The sequence below is a fragment of the Mesobacillus stamsii genome (assembly GCF_030814065.1).
GTDB lineage: Bacteria > Bacillota > Bacilli > Bacillales > Cytobacillaceae > Mesobacillus > Mesobacillus stamsii.
In genome coordinates this window covers 1-17,948 of record NZ_JAUSUN010000015.1, presented here as the reverse complement: position 1 = coordinate 17,948, position 17,948 = coordinate 1, and the positions used below count along the sequence as shown (strand labels likewise).

Sequence of the window (17,948 nt, the reverse complement as noted above, 5' to 3'; positions counted from 1 at the left end):
TTTTAAAAACTTCTTATCCATTGTACGAGAATTCAATTACCGGCTTCTGGCCTATTTTCCCTACCACTCCATGTAACAACGCGGCTGGAAAAAGAAAAGGAAAGCTGAGGATCATCGAAAGTTCATAAACTAGAGTGGTTTTTCCGCTTGGCTTCCCTTTCAGTCGCGTCCTTAGGCCACTCAAAGGAATTCCAAAAACATTTCCAATCATAATCATTCGGATAGCAGCTAATATGCCCATTGCCTTCTCTTGTCCATAAATGTCTACAATCCTCCCCCAGGATGCTTCCGTTGGATTTCCTCTTGTATCAGCATAGTGCTGCGCAAATAGGATTGCCGGCATTTCCGCCTCTGGAATGTTCTCCGCTGTTCCAGATAACATCAACTTTATTTCTTCCCTGCTCATTCCTTGTTCCAAGGCAATTTTTGTATGCGCATAGGAACATACCTGGCACCCATTCACCTCTGTCACTGAAAGCATGATTCGTTCAATAAAATGATTGGACAGAAGCCCGTTTCTTTTTGCCTTAGACAAATATTTCGCCGTTCGCAATCCTTTATGAAGGGAATGATACCCTTCTTTTACACTATATATTTTTTTATACAATTCCTGTTCCATACGCCCACCCCTATTTTACAAGCTTTTTACCATTATACCGGTTTGCCTTTCTTATAAAAAGGGAAAAGTAACTGTCAGTATTCTGATTATTGTTTTTTTAATAATATTCGAATAATTTTAAATCTATTTTCTTCTATTAAAAAATGACACGAAACCCTTATATATCAATACTTTATCCGATTCTATCCTAAATTTGTTTTTGACAATATCCAATACAGAAAGTATTCTAGTATAGATAAACAGGGAGGGGTAACCATGTCAAATCATAATAGGCAGAAAATTGTGGATAGTGTCCCGCAAACTGGATTCTTCGGACATCCAAAAGGACTGTTCACACTTTTCTTCACAGAATTTTGGGAGCGTTTTTCTTACTATGGAATGAGAGCGATCCTTGTATTCTACATGTACTATGAAGTTTCAAGGGGCGGCCTCGGTATTGATGAGACTTTAGCACTTTCCATCATGTCCATTTATGGCTCACTCGTTTATATGTCAGGGGTCATCGGTGGCTGGCTGGCAGACCGCATCTTCGGTACAGCCAGAGCCGTCTTCTACGGTGGAATCCTAATCATGTTAGGACATATCGCGCTTGCCATTCCAGGAACTATCGCGATGTTCTTCCTATCGATGATCCTAATCGTCATCGGTACCGGTCTTTTGAAGCCAAATGTATCAACGGTTGTTGGTGAAATGTACAGCGAATCAGACGCTCGTCGTGACGCTGGTTTCACGATTTTCTACATGGGAATCAACGCTGGTGCATTCCTTGCGCCACTGATCGTTGGAGCAGTCTCTGACGCTTATAACTTCCATTTCGGCTTTGCAATTGCCGCGATCGGAATGTTTGTCGGACTAGTTGTTTTTGTTTTGACAAAGAAAAAGAATCTTGGTCTTGCTGGTACTGCTGTGCCAAACCCGCTTTCACCGTCTGAAAAAAAGAAAACATTCACGGTTTTTGGGATCGCAATCGTGGCCATCGGTATTTTAAGTGCTATTTTGGTTCCTGCTGGACTTTTAACATTCGAAAGCTTTATTAATCTGGTAACGATTCTTGGTATCTTAATTCCGACTGCTTACTTTGTCGTTATGTACCGCAGTCCAAAAACAACGGAAGTGGAACGCTCACGTGTTCTTGCTTACATTCCGTTGTTCCTGGCGGCTGTTATGTTCTGGGCAATTCAGGAGCAAGGTTCAACCATCCTTGCGAATTACGCGGACAAGCGTACCCAACTAGAATTTGCTGGAATGACCATCTCTCCAGCCTGGTTCCAGTCGCTGAACCCATTATTCATTATTATCTTTGCACCGATTTTCGCTGGATTCTGGGTGAAGCTTGGGGATCGCCAGCCATCCATTCCAAAGAAATTCTCGTTCTCATTGATTTTTGCCGGGCTTTCATTCCTGGTCATCCTGATACCTGGATACTTCACAGGCACAGATGCACTTGTTAGCCCATTATGGCTCGTGCTTAGCTACCTGATTGTTGTTTTCGGTGAATTGCTGATTTCCCCAGTTGGTCTGTCAGCAACAACCAAACTGGCGCCGGCTGCATTCTCCGCACAAACAATGAGCCTTTGGTTCCTTGCAAGTGCCGCAGCACAAGCAATCAATGCACAAATCGTTAAATTTTACTCACCAGACACAGAAATGACCTATTTCGGTACAATCGGTGGAGCATCCATCCTACTAGGTATCATCCTATTCATCACATCGCCTAAAATTCAGGGATACATGAAGGGAATTAAGTAAGAACAAAAGACGGCTTACTCCACATAAGGAGAGCCGTCTTTTTTTGATGCCAAATTTACATACTTATGATTTTATGCAAGTTCGATTCTTTCCGGTAACGGATGATGCTCATATTCTCGTTGATTTCCTTGAATTCTCCGGTTTGCCTGTACCCTATTTTTTCATATAAATAACAGTTCCGTTCTTCCGTGAGGATGGTATCCAGCTCCCAAGCATCCGCTTCCGGGTGCATAAGCTCAAGGCGTTTCATCACCTGTTGAGCAATGCCCCTGTTCTGATAGCTTTCTAAAATATTCATGATACGAAGCCTCATTAACCCAGAGGACTTTTCGTGAACATGGACGCTTCCGGCTAGAGTGCCTTCAAAGCATATTTTATAGTAAACCCCTTGTTCAAATCTTTCTGTGAATCTCTCCATTGTTTGCGTGACAGGACTTGTCTCATGGTCCTTGTATTTTTTATAAAGAGGCATGAAAACTTCCATTTGCATGGTTAAAAGCTCCTCCGCATCCTTAACGGTAGCTGGTTTTAGGGAGATGTTTGAATGGACCATTTCGAATAACAGGTCGAAATAGGTAAACGGGATAAACTCACCGTTTTTCACCATTTCCTTTATCTCCTCTTCACTTGCCCATCTTGCATCCACCACTTCCTCTTCCTGAAGATGCAGCTCCTCCATGGTGATATTTTGCCTGACAAGCCAAATATCATCGAAACCTTCTGGAAACTTGACGGTAAATAATCGTTCCGCTCTTTCCATGTCCAGCTCGATTCCGATTTCTTCCTTTGCCTCGCGAATGGCGGCCTGCTCACTATCATCGCCCATGATTGCCGACCCCGCAGCAGAACAGTCCCACATATTTGGAAAGCCAATTTTCCATGGCTGTCTCCTTTGTATCAAATATTGGCCATCATCATTCACGATCCACACATGGACAACCAGATGATAATCCCCCGGCATCATCTCCTTCCCTCTTTCATGGATGCGATCCGTCATATGCCTGAATTGATCGTATATATTCCATAGTTCCATGGATGCCACCTCACTTTACTGATTTTCCCATTATACAACTTTCTTACGATCTTTTAATAGAACATTTAGTAAATCTGTTCCTTATTACAAAGGATCTTCAGATTGCGTTTTTTATATCGTCCCGTATCTTTCAAAGGGTGTACCACGTTACCAAAAAAGAGTAAGATAGATAGAAAAATAGTCAACACTTAAAGGACTGATCAATTATGATAAGTGCTTCTGCTCTTTTCTCAATCATAATCTTCCTGAGTCTTTTGATCCCAATCATCGCATTGGTCATTCTCAGTATTCTCAAGTTGCTTGAGAAAGAGTTTGATTATCTGCAAATGGAAAATATGCAGATCCAGCTGGAAACGCAGCTTCATCAAATGGAATATTTGCAGCTCAGCCAACAAATACGGCCGCATTTCCTATTTAACAGTTTGAATGCGATGATGTCCCTGGCCAGGCTGAACAAAAATGAGGATCTCATTCAATCAATGGAGAAGTTCTCGCTGTTTCTAAGGTATCAAAATAAAGACAAGGAATCGCTGGTTCCTTTTGAAAAGGAACTGGAGCATACCAAAAACTATTTGGCCATTCAACAGCTGCGATTTGGAAAAAAACTTGAAATTGACATCGCCATTGATGGACACGCAGCCCAAACACTTCTTCCTCCCTATACCCTACAGACATTCGTCGAAAATGCCTTTAAACACGGCCTTGAAAATAAACGCGGAGAAAAGAAACTCCAGATCGACCTCCAACGGAAAGGAAACTGGGTCGTCTTGAAGGTAATGGACAATGGGGAGACTGAGGCCAATAAATATCTGACGGAAGGGGACGGTACAGGAATGGAGAATATCCGAAAACGAATGGAATTGCTATTCGAATTGCATACTGAGGTTTCGATGAAACGAAAACCAGAATGGACTGAAGTCAAAGCTATTTGGCCATATACACCGGGGGAGTCACAATGAATCTATTAATAGTCGATGATGAACCATTGGAACTTGAACAGCTCTCTTATTTGGTGAAAAAACACTATCCAAACTGGAACATATACACTGCCGAGGATGCTGTTGAAGCCAAACAATTAGTAAAAACCCACTCGTTCCCACTCGCTTTTGTCGATATCCAGTTGCCCGGAGATACCGGGCTCGCCTTTTGTGAATACTTGAGGACAAATGATATCGATACGGAAGTTGTCCTTATCACAGCTTATCAGGACTTTAGCTATGCCAAGCAGGCGATCCGCCTCAATGTGCTGGATTATCTTGTTAAACCGGTCATTGAAAAAGAGCTTTTCAATATGATTGAGGATTTCTTGCAAAAAAATGCGTTCACGCAAACTAAATCCGTCCTCATTAACAATGTCCTGGAGATTGTCCATGAAGAGTACAACCAAAAGTTGCAGCTGTCCGACCTATCACGGAAAGTATATGTTACACCTACTTACTTAAGTAAAAAGTTCACCGAAGTAGTCGGCATAAAATTTACTGACTATATCAATCATTTTAGGATTCAGAAAGCCAAACAGCTGATGATTGAAAACCCTGATTGGTCCCTGTTCCAAATTGCTGAGCAAATTGGCTTTTCGAGTCAGCATCATTTCAGCAACTTGTTCAAGAAAATTGAAGGAATTACTCCCAGTCAATTCAAGGAGAATCACTGATGGTCGATTGGTACATACTCTTATTTATTGCCTTTACCCTTGTCATTCTTTTCATAGATAAAATCGGGAGCCATCGCAGTGTATATGAATATACGAATAAAAAGGAAGTTGGGTTGAGCGGCGGGACATTTTCCCTGGTTATTCCATATATGACTGGACCAACCTTCCTCCTCCCATTTTTCTTTACCTTAAAAGGAGGGGCATCCAGCTTCTTCATTTTCATAGTAACTCCATTAATCATGTACTCTATTTTGAGAAATATGATTAACAGCCAGGAACGAATCGCTAACATCCTCCCAGATCAAATTACTGGAGGTAAAGAAAATGTCATTACTTTTTTGATCTTCGGTATTTCCAGTATCGGGAGCATCCTGATCCAGACTGCATTAATGGCCATGTTATTCAAGGCCTTTTTTCATCAACCTGCCATACTGGGCGTATTTTTGTTGCTCACTTTTAGTTATGTTTTGTTTGGTCTAGGTGGAAGAGAAGGCGTAAATAGAGTTGGAAGCCTGCTTCTGATGGGAATATTATTCGTCAGCTCTTTCACTGTCCTGACCCTTTATTTACAGACTGGGACCGGGGGTGTTTATCAGCAGATCGTTAAAACGTACGATGGTATATTCAACGGAAGCCTCGGTGCGAACATCCTTTACTTCCTGACGTTTATTCTCGTAATGTCTGGCCAAATCTTCACCAGCTATTACTTTTGGGAATCAGTTCAAGCCATAAGACCGAATCACCGCATATCAGCTTTAAAATATTCATCATTTTCATGGGCAGCCTTATTGCTATCCTTTACGGGGTTTTCAATCTACTTGATTGCGCATACTGATACATTCTCAGCTTTACAATTGATGGAGGCGGTCACCCAATCGAACAGCATCATGTCACATATTTTCATCTATGCTAGCATCTCCATGCTCGCAGTAGGTATAGGGCATTCCCTATATTCCATGCTCGCCCTATATCTGCGCATCCTTGCTGCGATGCAAACTCAGCGATCATCCCATCACACCCTGAAACAGACCTATTTATTTGGCTTGATTTTGATGTTTTTCATTGGAATGGCTGGCATCAATCTTTCGGCATCCTTTACAGAATGGCTTCCTTACTTTGTCTCGTTCTTCTCTTCAGCAGCTGTCCCATTTTTTTATGTACTGGTGCAAAAACGTTTCTCTCGAAGGCACTTTGCTTTGACGGTCGGAATGATGAGTATGGCTGGATTCCCAATCAGTAGTATGATCAATGAGATATGGCTGGTTGCTCCCGCTGCTGCTGTCCTTACTTTTGTTGTGCACATGATTGGATCCAAATTTAATTAAAATCTTGCAAAAACAGATTGAATTTTTGCAAACAATCCCTCTTTAAAAGGTTTAGAATTTTAAGTATTCAGAAAAATTAAAAATAAAATTCAGGAGGTATTACCATGACAATCCAGTTAACGACCGAATCTTACATTTATGCCATGGACAAGAACAATAAGCCTGCACTCACCGTGAAGTCTGGTTCTCGGGTCGAAATTGATACATTCGACTGCTTTCAGGATCAAATTCAATCAGAAATAGCTACTTTCAATGCAATTGACTGGAACCAAATCAATCCTGCGACAGGACCAGTTTATGTCGAGGAAGCACAGCCTGGAGATATTTTAAAAGTGACCATTGACGATATCCAGCTTGGAGATCAGGGCGTGATGGTCGTGGGACCAGAACTAGGTGTCATGGGCCACCGTATAGAGAAATTCGAAGTGAAAATCATCCCTGTTAAGGAGGACAAAGCAATTTTTAATAAAAAAATCGCACTGCCGCTGAACCCAATGATTGGAGTAATCGGAGTTGCTCCAGAAGGAGAAGCGGTCAACAACGGAACACCTGGAGCCCACGGCGGGAATATGGATACAAAACTGATTACTACAGGAGCAACCCTTTACTTCCCTGTATTCCAGAAAGGTGCACTTTTTGCGCTGGGTGATCTCCATGCAGCAATGGGTGATGGAGAAATCAGCGTCTCTGGCATCGAAATCCCCGCAAAAGTTAAGGTCACACTTGAAGTCATAAAAGGGCACAGCATCCATTATCCTATTTTGGAAAATGATGATGGGATAGCTACTCTTGTGTCAAAAGAGCTTTTAGACGAAGCGGCCAATGTGGCTGTTGAAGAAATGATCGATTTGCTCCAGCCGCAGACAGATCTGTCACTGGCTGAGTTCACCATGCTGATGAGTGCAGCTGGCCAAGCCCAGATCAGCCAGATAGTAGACCCGTTAAAAACAGCCAGGTTCTTTGTACCAAGGTCCATCCTTGAAGCCTACGATATTAAATTATTCCAGAAAGAGGTGAAATAATCGATGGCTGAATTGCAAACATCTCAAAAACAGACAAATATGGGATATAAACAGGAGTTAAAAAGATCTCTGACGTTCTGGGACTTATTGATTTATGGCTTGGTGTTCATGGTACCGATAGCTCCGTTCGGGATATATGGAGCAGTAGCCCAAGGATCAAATGGTATGGTCGCCCTGGCCTATCTCATCGGAATGGTCGGAATGATTTTTACTGCGCTAAGCTATGCGAGAATGTCTGAAGCCTTTCCGATAGCAGGGTCGGTATATGCCTATGCTCAGCGCGGCATTAATGATTCAGTAGGATTTATTGCTGGCTGGCTGATCTTGCTTGATTACATCTTTGTCCCTGCACTTCTTTATTTAGTAAGTGCAGCAGCCTTGCACGATATCGTCCCAAGTATTCCATTGATTGTCTGGCTGGTAATTTTCATAACGATCAACACCGTCGTCAACGTGCTTGGAATTGAGTTTACTGCGAAGGCAAATAAGATCATCGTTGTCGCGGAAATGATTGTATTAGTAATTTTCGTGGCTGTCGGAATTTTTGCGGTCATCAAGGGTGTCAACGGTGCTGAATTCACTTGGAAACCTTTATATGACTCTGATAATTTCAGCATGGGAATGATCATGGGAGCTGTTTCAATTGCAGTACTTAGCTTCCTCGGCTTCGATGCCATTTCTACTTTGGCTGAAGAATCGAAAGGCGGCAGCAAAGCAATCGGAAACGCCATTATCTTCTCTTTGCTTATAGTTGGTGTCTTGTTCATCATCCAAACCTGGGTGGCCGCATTAATTTGGCCTGACTATACGTCATTTGAAAATGCGGATGTAGCATTCTACCAAATTGCCGAGATTGCAGGAGGCCCATGGCTAAAATGGATGACCATCATCGCCACTGCAGTAGCCTGGGGTATTGCCGACGCACTTGTTGCCCAGGCCGCCATTTCACGGATCCTGTACAGCATGGCGCGTGACCGCAAGCTTCCAAAGATTCTGGCAAAGGTACACCCTAAGTTCAAAACTCCATACGTAAGTACCCTGCTTGTTGCGGTTATTTCGTTGATTGTGACTAGTTTCTTCGCTTCCCAGATTGGAGCATTGGCATCAGTCGTCAACTTCGGTGCATTATCAGCTTTCTTGTTCCTTCATGCATCGGTTATAATTTATTTTATCAAGAAGCAAAAGAGCAAACAGTATTTCAAACATCTCGTGCTGCCATTAATCGGTTTCCTTATCATCGGTTATGTTTGGATATCACTTGATCCTCTTTCCAAACAGCTAGGCTTTATCTGGCTCGGAATTGGCATTGTGTATCTGATTTTGCTGAAAGTATTTAAAAAGGATACCTCGCTCGATTTGGATTAATAGTGAGGAAGCCTGCAGAATAGGTCTGCAGGCTTTTTTTAATGTCCCTACCTATTAAAAAGAAGCAGGTCTGCATCATGCTCCTACTCTATTTCATAATTTTCCTTCTCATCCACTGTGTTGCTGCCCATTTGTCGCCGAAGACAACTGGGGCTCCGCTGTGAAGGGTCAAGTTGTTCAAGTCTTGATTGTCATAAAAATATTCGAAATAAACGGCCATGCCTTTTTGCGGGGATACCGCGAAGTTGAGTTTCGGGAAGTAGGTTTCTCCGCCTTGTTCAACATCATTCAAATACATGACGAGTGTGCTGATTCTTGGGTTACTTACCTTTGACGAAAAAAAGTCAAAATGTGCTTTGTATTCCTGACCGATTTTATAATTCAAGATTTGCAGTCCTTCTCCATGTTCATTGGGAATGCCCATCAGCTGAGAAACCCTTTTTTCTACTTTGGCGACTACTTCAGTTTCAGCTCCAATAAATGTACTGCTGCTCGTCCTGAGTTCATCGACCTCACGGATGTTGCCGATTTTCGAGCGCTGTAGCTTATCCTTTGACAGCTTGATCAGCTCATCACATTCTTCGTCACTCAGGACATTTCCCAAAATGACGATTAACGGTTCTTCCATTCTAGCAATTATGTTGATTTCCCGATCATCGGTTTTGATTTTGTTTCCGATATGGGGAAATATCGTAGTTTCTTTTACCGTTACATCAACATCATCCATTATCAACTTTCATCAACCTCTTAATCATAGAATTTTCCAAAAATTAGATTGATATATAAACGAAAGCATCATTCATTCTTTATGTCCTTTGTTTCTACCTGTAATTCAAAATGGATGACAAAATCTATTTAATTTTTCAATTTATTTTACAACGCAGGAACTATCTTTTTTTTCAGAAATAAGGACCTGATTCGAATCAAAAAAACGGCGCATGATTTCGGCGGCGCGTTTACACAATGATCACCCATACGCCTGTGATGTGAATGGAGCGATTACCATAGTTAAAGATGCAAATAGCGCGCTCACCCTTCAGCTGATAATATGTTTTCCTACTCCATATAGCTCCCCTGTCTTTCCAGGTTAAAAAACAAAGAGAACCCCAGTATTCTACCTTAACCTATACCGTTTCATATATATCATATAATTTGCCAGCCATATCGACAATCAATTTTTTTAGCTCGACTTGATTCACCCAATCTCCAGGTAATGCATCGAGACCTTGGAAGGCACCGATGATGTTCCCGCAGATCGAACCGGTCGAGTCACTGTCCCCATCATGATTCACTGACAGGATCAATGCCTTCCGAAAATCATTTTCTTTCAAAGTGCAGTACAATGCAATCGCAAGTGCTTCCTCGGCAACCCAGCCTTCGCCAAGATGAGAAATCGCCTTTGCAGGATTTATGTCACTCCGCGAAAGTTCAACTGCAGCCTCTATCGACTTCAATGTCTCTTCATGGTGTTTGTAGCTTTTCAAAATGGCAATGGCATCCTCGGTGCTTTCGGATAAGCTTTTGCCATTGAGCAGTTCTGCAATGATCACAGCCAGTGATCCAGCTGACGGATACCCTGACGGATGGCCATGGGTGATCGCGGCGATTTCCGCAGCAACTCTGAAAGCTTGCTCAGGGTCTTTATGTAAAATAAGCCAACCGGCGCCAACCGCATGACTCCGCCACAGCCCTTGCTATTGTTGATCGGCTTTTCGATCGTTCCCTTTTTATTGCTTTCAAGCGCCGACAGGCATGTGTTTCCTGGGGCTCTTGCTGAGTACAATTCTTTATATTGTAAAATGCTGCTGCCAACCTCATGGGGCTGGGGATCAAGTAGGCTCTTTGTCTGGGTATAAAGCCAGCGAAGATAAGATTGATAGGTTCCGCTTCCCGCAAAGCTCCCAATCCCGCGTTCTCTCATGCGGTCATATGCCCAGATCAGGCCATCAGCCGTGAACAGCGTCATCGGGTATCATCGGAAAACAAAGCCTTCCCAGTGTAACGATCCGGCTCTAAATCGGTGATCCCTTCCTCGCCAAATCTTGCTTTAAATTTCTTCAAGCTTCATAAACTCTACCGTGTAACCTAGAGCATCTCCAATCGCACCGCCAACCAAGGACGCTATGAACAAATCTTTTTTAGACATAGGGACTCCTTTGGAATTGAAATTTATTAATAGTATTATTCACCATATCGGCCTAATCCTTTATTTTTAACAAACCGGGACACCATCCATCGTCATCCACTCCTTCCGCAGCGATAACTCCGAAGTTTATGCCAAAGATGAACGGACTACGATTGGCAGCTCTTACGCTTGTAAATTTACCACTGTCGACTGTCAGTAAAACGATACCGCCATCAGCTTTCGCAGGGATCGCTAATGTTACTTTTCCAGCTGTCGCAGTATATGTCTCACCTGAATAGTGGTCAGTTACCACTGAACAATCCTTGAATTTTACCTATATGAAAAGGGGGCTGGCCAGGCGGCTTGCTCCCTTTCGGTTATTTTTTAGTAATAAAATCCAGGCCGGCAGCATGGGTACATTGGATATGGCGGGTATGGCGGGTATCCATAACCACCAAAACCACCATAAAATGGCCGTGGGTAGAACAAGGCTCCGCCCAATAATCCACCAGCCAAGCCACCTAAAAATGGTAATCCAAAGCCCCACCTCTGGTCCTGCATTCGATAAGGATGTCTGTATGCGTGCATACGGCTTACCTCCCTTTTCTATTTTGTATCCACTACCTTTATATGCATTTATCACGGTTTTGGCTTGGGCGAATACACATGCCAGGGAGGCAGATTCCAACAAACAGGAGCATGGAATCCCATGCTCCTGTTCAAAACATATTTAAACCCTAAACTTTGCAACCATTTCTCTTAGGCTATCAGCCAGCTTTGAAAGGGAAGCGGAGGATGAGGAAACTTCTTCCATGGAAGCCAGCTGCTCTTCGGTGGCTGAGGCGATTTCTGCCGTGCTTGCGACGGAGCTGCGAGCGATTCTTGTTACCTCTTCAATGGAACTATTCACCTGCATGACGTTTGCTGACATTTCTTCGGAAATGGCCGAGACCTCTTGAATTTCCGAGCTGACATTCTCAATCGACTTTAAAATCTCATCAAATGTCTTGCCTGTCCCCTCTACCAATGATGTACCCTCGGAAATTTCGGTTGCCCCTTTGTTCATCATTTCGACGACCTGGTGTGTTTCTTTTTGGATGACTTCAATTAGGCTGGAAATTTGGCTGGCAGACTGTCTTGAAAGCTCAGCCAACTTTCGAACTTCATCTGCCACCACCGCGAACCCTTTACCGTGCTCGCCTGCCCTTGCTGCTTCAATGGCGGCATTAAGCGCAAGCAAATTGGTTTGATCGGCAATTCCGGTGATGACATCGATGATATTGCCGATTTCAGCGGATTTGCGGTCCAAATCTTTGATGACCGTATTGGTTTCTCTTGTTGTTTGGTTGATCGTTTTCATTTTTTCAATGACTTTTTCTAACGAATTATGACCAAGCATTGCCTGTTTTGTCGTATCTACCGCAGACTCTGCAACCGTGGATGTCGTTACTGCCACACGCTGAATCGCACTGGACATCTCTCCGACTGCCTTCGCGCTTTCCTCCGTATTCTTGCTTTGAAGTTCAGCACCGCCAGCGACTTCCTGAATGGCTGTAGCCACTTGATTCGTGGCAGAATTTGTCTGATCAGCACTAGCCATCATTTCTTCTGCTGAAGCGGCAATCTGCTCCGATGTAGTGCTGACCTGAAAAATGATCGCTCTTAAACTCGATGCCATTTCATTAAAATCAGTTGCCAACTGCCCAATTTCATCATTATTCTTCACATTGATTTTTTCAATGGCCAGATTACCGGCAGCTAGTTGCTTTGCTGCTTGAGAAACAAGCTGAACAGGCTTTGAGACTATTCTACTAATATAGGAAGCAATTCCAATTCCGATAATAAAGGCTGCGGCACTTATCGCAATGATCAGCAAACCAATCTTGCGTACATTATCGGAGAGCATCGCACTTGTTGTATCCATTTCATCTTGCTGATACTTAATCGCATCTTCGACAGCGGAATTCAAAGCAAAAATCAGTTGATTCCCTTGTTGCTGCATTATAAGCCGTGCCTCATCCAGTTGGTCATCTCGAATTAACGTAAAAACTTCTGAAGCAACTTTATAATATTGCGCCTCAACCTCGATCAGATTCTCACCCACTTTCTTCCCTTCAGTCGAGTCAGTCGTGCTCAAATATTTCTGTGATCCGTTAGCAAAATCTTCTACTGCTCCTTCAAATTCAATGAGACTCTCCCCATCACGGTTTGCCATGTATTTTTGGAGCGAGAGCTGCTCCCACATGACTGCATCCTTCATTTCGACAATCAAATTCAGCTTTTCCATTCGATCATCAATAGACGATGAGTACTGGCTATCCATCTTATTAAATTCAAAATTCGTAATAATTGCTACTACTACCAGCAAAGCCAATACTGAGAAAAAACCTGCCAATAATTTGGCACGAACGCTGAACTTTTTCTGTGTTTTTTTCATGAATTTCTTTCTAAATCCCATTTTTCCGCTCTCCTGTCCAATAACCATTTCTTTTCCTACTGATTATTTCGGTTTGATTGACGAAAACTTTAGAATCTCAGCGATTAAATAAAAGAAAGGTCCTTCTGCTACCAAATGGAAGCAAAGTATCTTTCCCTTGTGACCTCGCCAACGATCGTCAAGTCGATATCTATGGATAATACCTTCTATCTATGAAATTAGCAGTTTCATAAATGTCTCAGAATGTTCACTGATTTTCACTTCGAATTCTTTTAAAATGAAGGAAGAAAGGAAGTGGAAAATGATACTAAAAGAACGCACCAAACCAGAAGAGTTAGAAATTTTGCTGGCGTTAAAGCCCCGAATGGAGCTGGGAGAGACAGCAACAATTAACTTGTACACCCTGGAGAAGGGCTATGAAGGCGAAGTGCAATTCGACCATTGGTTCACGAATTATACTCCGGAAAGCCTCATCATTAACGACCTGTTGCTTGAATTGAATGGCACCCATTTTCAAATCGACTCGCTGGTGATCACCCAGGACCGCCTGCACCTTTTCGAAGTGAAAAACCTGGAAGGAGACTACTATTTGGATGGAGACAAATTTAAAACCGCCGCTGGTGCTGAAATCAAAAATCCCCTCCACCAGCTAAGCCGTGCAGAATCCCTGCTGAAACAACTGCTGAAGAATCCAGGATTATACGTCTCTCTAGAACCAAACCTCGTGTTCATCAACCCAGAATTCACCCTTCTGCAAGCACCAGTAAAATCACCCATTGTTTTGCCAACCCAATTGAACCGATTTATGGATAAGATGAACAGAACCTCTTCTAAACTAACAGACAAACAGACCAAACTGGCAGAGGCCCTATTGTCATTGCATATTAAGAAATCACCGTTTACCAGAGTGCCAGGGTATGAATTGGATAGTTTGAGGAAAGGGGTTATTTGTGAAGGGTGTGGGGTTTTTTGGAGGGTTTTGATCGATATAACTTAAAATGTAGTCATTGCGGTGCAAAGGAGTCCATTGATGCCGCCGTCTTGCGTACCATAAAAAACTATCGCTTACTCTTTCCGGGTCAAAAAGTAACCACATCTGTTATTTTTGAGTGGGAAGATGGTGTTCTTCCGATAAAAACTATTAGAAGAGTCTTAAAGCAAAACTTTTTAGTCCAAGGAGAGTGTAGATCTACATTTTACGAATAAGGAAAGAGGTCTCCTCTTTCCTTGTTTTTCTCTTAAAGGAGCTTTCCATAGCGCGAATACTATTTTGATGGATACCCGTCTCCCTTTTATGTACCCGTAATCCTCGCATCCGCTCTTTCACGGGCAGATGTTTCCCTTTTATGTACCCGTCATCCTCGCATCCACTCTTTCACGGGAACATGTCTCCCTTTTATGTGCCCGTCATCCTCGCATCCGCTCTTTCACGGGCAGATGTTTCCCTTTTATGTTCCCGTCATCCTCGCATCCGCTCTTTCACGGGCAGATGTTTCCCTTTTATGTACCCGTCATCCTCGCATCCGCTCTTTCACGGGAACATGTTTCCCTTTTATGTACCCGTCATCCTCGCATCCGCTCTTTCACGGGCAGATGTTCCCCTTTTATGCACCCGTCGTCCTCGCATCCGCTCTTTCACGGGCACATGTCTCCCTTTTATGTGCCCGTCATCCTCGCATCCGCTCTTTCACGGGCACATGTTTTCCTTTTATGTGCCCGTCATCTTCGCATCCGCTCTTTCACGGGCAGATGTTTTCCTTTTATGTGCCCGTCATCTTCGCATCCGCTCTTTCACGGGCAGATGTCTCCCTTTTATGTGCCCGTCATCCTCGCATCCGCTCTTTCACGGGCAGATGTTTCCCTTTTATGTGACCGTAAACCCTCCATTTCTTGATCAAATGGCTCATGTGATGCACTTTCGTCAACCTTGTTCTCTCAACCAAAATGAAACCAGAACAATTTGGCAAAATAATCATAATAGAAAACGCTTGCATTTTTTCGGATTCATATTATAATACTTGTATACAAGTATACTTGATTAACCAGGAAGGTGAGGAAATGAACGAAAACAATGAATTTCTTTATCCTCAAAAATGGCTTTCGAAGGCGTCAACCGGCGATCGTGTTGCAAGTGAGCTGCGAATGCAGATTATTTCAGGGAAGATTGAAAGCGGTGCCACTCTTTCGGAAAACAAGTTGGCTGCGGACTTTGGGGTCAGCCGTTCACCCATTCGTGAAGCGCTGAAAATTCTTGCCGCAGAAAACCTGATTCGTCTGGAGAGAATGGGCGCGGTCGTCATCGGTTTAACCGAAAAGGATGTGGAAGAGATTTATGACGTCCGCTTATTGATTGAATCATTTGTTTTTGAACGGCTGATAAAAATAGATACAAAAAATCTCGTCACTGAGCTGAGCAAAATTCTCGAAATGATGAAAATTGCCATTAAGTACATGGATGCAGATGAATTCAGTCTTCAGGACGTGCTCTTCCACGAAACCATTATCCGCACCATTGACCATTCCTATATCAAAATGATTTGGGATAACACGAAACCGGTAATGGAAGCGTTCATTCTTTTATCCATGCGCACAAGGATTAACGAAAAATACGAGGATTTCGAACGCATTCTCGAGAATCACGAACTTTATATTGAAGCTATCAAAACAAAGAATCGCGAGCTTATGATTAAATCCTTACACCAAAATTTTGATGATGTTCAAGGTAAAGTAGATGACCTTTGGATATCGCAGCAAACGCTTTCCAAGGGAGTTGAAAAAAATGAGTGAATATATGTTGGGAGTCGATATCGGCACGACAAGCACCAAGGCCGTCCTTTTCAGTGAAAAAGGCGAGGTCATTCAGCAGGAGAATGTCGGCTATCCGCTTCACACGCCGGATATTTCCACAGCCGAACAGGACCCAGTAGAGATTTACATGGCAGTCCTGACTGTGATCACAAAAATTATGAAACCCCATCAGCAAAAAAAGCTAGCGTTCATTTCCTTCAGCAGCGCGATGCACGGTGTAATTGCGATCGATGAAAACGACGAGCCACTAACACCATGCATCACATGGGCGGATAACCGCAGTGAAGCACGGGCGCACAAAATCAAAGCGGAGCTGAATGGGCATGAAATCTACAAGCGGACGGGAACTCCGATCCATCCAATGTCGCCGTTAAGCAAGATCACCTGGCTTGTGAACGAGCGTCCTGAAATCGCCGCAAAAGCGAAAAAATACATTGGCATCAAGGAATTCATTTTTAAAAAGTTCTTTGATGAATACGTCGTTGACCATTCGCTTGCATCTGCAATGGGGATGATGAATTTTCAAAAGCTTGATTGGGATGAAGAGGCGCTTCAAATTGCGGGAATCAATAAAAATCAATTATCGGAGCTTGTCTCAACAACAAAGATCTTTACAGGTATAAATCCAGAGATCGCCAAGCAACTCGGGATCAACCCGCAAACTCCTTTCGTGATCGGCGCGAGTGACGGTGTTCTTTCTAACCTCGGCGTAAATGCGATTGGCAAGGGAGAAATCGCAGTGACAATCGGAACAAGCGGTGCGATCCGCACGATTATCGATCAGCCGCAAACCGATGAAAAAGGGAGGATTTTCTGTTACGCATTAACGGAAAATCACTGGGTGATCGGAGGACCGGTCAATAATGGCGGGATGGTTCTTCGCTGGATTAGAGATGAATTTGCTGCATCCGAAGTGGAGACGGCAAAACGCTTAGGAATCGACCCTTACAATGTGTTAACGAAAATCGCAGAACGTGTAAGACCTGGTTCAGAAGGGTTGCTGTTCCATCCATACCTCGCAGGTGAGCGAGCTCCTCTATGGAATCCGGATGTCCGCGGATCATTCTTTGGACTAACGATGTCCCATAAAAAAGAGCATATGATCCGTGCAGCATTAGAGGGGGTTATTTTTAACCTTTACACAGTCTTCTTGGCACTTACTGAAGCAATGGAGACTCCAGTAACAAGAATCCAGGCTACCGGCGGCTTCGCACGATCGGATCTATGGCGCCAGATGATGTCCGACATATTCGATCTTGAGGTGGTCGTGCCTGAAAGCTATGAGAGCTCCTGCCTTGGCGCCTGCATCCTCGGGCTTTATGCCACTGGAAAAATCGATTCCTTTGAAGTTGCTTCTGAAATGATTGGCAGCACTCACAAGCATACACCAGATGAAGATGCCGCAAAGGAATACAGGCAGCTTGTACCGATTTTTATCAGCTTATCGCGAGCTTTGGAGGATGATTATTCAAAAATTGCTAATTATCAACGAAGCTTGATTAAATAAGGGGGATCTGATCCCCGCACAAAATTGTTAACGCTTCATTCATAAAAAAAACAATTAGACATCTTAGGGGGAATTACAATGCCATTGGTAATTGTAGCAATTGGTATCTTAGCATTACTATTATTAATCATGGGAGTGAACTACTCCCACCACTTACCACCCTTACAGGTCGCTTGAAGTGGGGGCTTCTCGACTTATCGTTGCTTTTCCTAGCCAACGAAAACTGACCGAGCTAACCCTCTTGTTCCAAGAGTTTTTGTTTCTATGATAACGCTAATAATCTTAATCCTTCCTTTTTGATGTT

The 17,948-nt window shown here is 43.2% G+C and carries 15 protein-coding genes and 1 pseudogene; 9 read left to right on the top strand and 7 right to left on the bottom strand.

Annotated elements, in window-relative coordinates; all coding sequences use genetic code 11:
* Window positions 1-13 precede the first annotated feature (13 nt).
* Window positions 14-619 carry a carboxymuconolactone decarboxylase family protein gene (locus tag J2S25_RS12450; protein WP_044395726.1) on the bottom strand — a complete coding sequence of 202 codons (606 nt, stop codon included), beginning with the start codon at window positions 617-619 and terminating at the stop codon, window positions 14-16.
* Between the two features lie 255 nt (window positions 620-874).
* On the opposite strand from J2S25_RS12450, the gene J2S25_RS12445 reads away from it, so the two are divergent.
* The gene (locus tag J2S25_RS12445; RefSeq protein WP_044395724.1) at window positions 875-2,368 is read left to right on the top strand and encodes a peptide MFS transporter; all 1,494 of its coding nucleotides are present in this window, start codon (window positions 875-877) and stop codon (window positions 2,366-2,368) included.
* Between the two features lie 55 nt (window positions 2,369-2,423).
* Here J2S25_RS12445 and J2S25_RS12440 read toward each other — a convergent pair whose 3' ends face one another.
* Window positions 2,424-3,401, bottom strand: coding sequence for a bifunctional NUDIX hydrolase family protein/GNAT family N-acetyltransferase (locus tag J2S25_RS12440; protein ID WP_052807081.1), 978 nt, complete (start codon window positions 3,399-3,401; stop codon window positions 2,424-2,426).
* 206 nt (window positions 3,402-3,607) lie between these two features.
* Here J2S25_RS12440 and J2S25_RS12435 point away from each other — a divergent pair, with 206 nt between their 5' ends.
* From J2S25_RS12435 to J2S25_RS12415, 5 genes are all read left to right on the top strand, one after another.
* Window positions 3,608-4,360, top strand: a complete 753-nt coding sequence (locus J2S25_RS12435; protein WP_307192058.1) for a sensor histidine kinase — start codon at window positions 3,608-3,610, stop codon at window positions 4,358-4,360.
* A complete protein-coding gene (locus J2S25_RS12430) occupies window positions 4,357-5,055 on the top strand; it encodes a response regulator transcription factor (RefSeq protein WP_044395720.1) in 699 nt (232 codons plus the stop codon). The genes J2S25_RS12435 and J2S25_RS12430 overlap by 4 nt, the downstream gene beginning before the upstream one ends.
* Window positions 5,055-6,380: a hypothetical protein gene (locus tag J2S25_RS12425; RefSeq protein ID WP_044395718.1), complete on the top strand. Its 1,326-nt coding sequence runs from the start codon at window positions 5,055-5,057 to the stop codon at window positions 6,378-6,380. Before J2S25_RS12430 ends, J2S25_RS12425 begins: the two co-directional genes overlap by 1 nt.
* Window positions 6,381-6,484: 104 nt before the next feature.
* Window positions 6,485-7,402 (top strand): acetamidase/formamidase family protein, encoded by a 918-nt coding sequence (locus tag J2S25_RS12420; protein ID WP_044395716.1) that lies wholly within the window; start codon window positions 6,485-6,487, stop codon window positions 7,400-7,402.
* Between the two features lie 3 nt (window positions 7,403-7,405).
* Window positions 7,406-8,767, top strand: coding sequence for an APC family permease (locus J2S25_RS12415; protein ID WP_044395714.1), 1,362 nt, complete (start codon window positions 7,406-7,408; stop codon window positions 8,765-8,767).
* An 88-nt stretch (window positions 8,768-8,855) separates the two neighbouring features.
* On the opposite strand, the gene J2S25_RS12410 is transcribed toward J2S25_RS12415, so the two are convergent.
* From J2S25_RS12410 to J2S25_RS12385, 5 genes and pseudogenes are all read right to left on the bottom strand, one after another.
* A complete protein-coding gene (locus J2S25_RS12410; RefSeq protein ID WP_307192099.1) occupies window positions 8,856-9,494 on the bottom strand; it encodes a 2OG-Fe(II) oxygenase in 639 nt (212 codons plus the stop codon).
* Between the two features lie 397 nt (window positions 9,495-9,891).
* Window positions 9,892-10,913: pseudogene (locus J2S25_RS12405) on the bottom strand (ADP-ribosylglycohydrolase family protein).
* Between the two features lie 52 nt (window positions 10,914-10,965).
* A complete protein-coding gene (locus J2S25_RS12395) occupies window positions 10,966-11,205 on the bottom strand; it encodes a hypothetical protein (protein ID WP_044395712.1) in 240 nt (79 codons plus the stop codon).
* Between the two features lie 71 nt (window positions 11,206-11,276).
* Entirely contained in the window at window positions 11,277-11,480 is a 204-nt protein-coding gene (gene ymaG, locus J2S25_RS12390) for an inner spore coat protein YmaG (RefSeq protein ID WP_084221889.1), read from the bottom strand.
* Window positions 11,481-11,622: 142 nt separating this feature from the next.
* Window positions 11,623-13,350, bottom strand: coding sequence for a methyl-accepting chemotaxis protein (locus J2S25_RS12385; protein WP_307192057.1), 1,728 nt, complete (start codon window positions 13,348-13,350; stop codon window positions 11,623-11,625).
* Window positions 13,351-13,630: 280 nt separating this feature from the next.
* Here J2S25_RS12385 and J2S25_RS12380 point away from each other — a divergent pair, with 280 nt between their 5' ends.
* The 3 genes from J2S25_RS12380 to gntK all read left to right on the top strand — a co-directional run bounded on the left by J2S25_RS12380 (window position 13,631) and on the right by gntK (window position 17,644).
* On the top strand, window positions 13,631-14,326 hold the full coding sequence (locus J2S25_RS12380; protein WP_307192056.1) for a nuclease-related domain-containing protein: 696 nt from the start codon (window positions 13,631-13,633) through the stop codon (window positions 14,324-14,326).
* A 1,061-nt stretch (window positions 14,327-15,387) separates the two neighbouring features.
* Window positions 15,388-16,116: a GntR family transcriptional regulator gene (locus tag J2S25_RS12375; RefSeq protein WP_307192055.1), complete on the top strand. Its 729-nt coding sequence runs from the start codon at window positions 15,388-15,390 to the stop codon at window positions 16,114-16,116.
* Window positions 16,109-17,644, top strand: a complete 1,536-nt coding sequence (gene gntK / locus J2S25_RS12370) for a gluconokinase (protein ID WP_307192054.1) — start codon at window positions 16,109-16,111, stop codon at window positions 17,642-17,644. Before J2S25_RS12375 ends, gntK begins: the two co-directional genes overlap by 8 nt.
* Window positions 17,645-17,948: the final 304 nt, after the last annotated feature.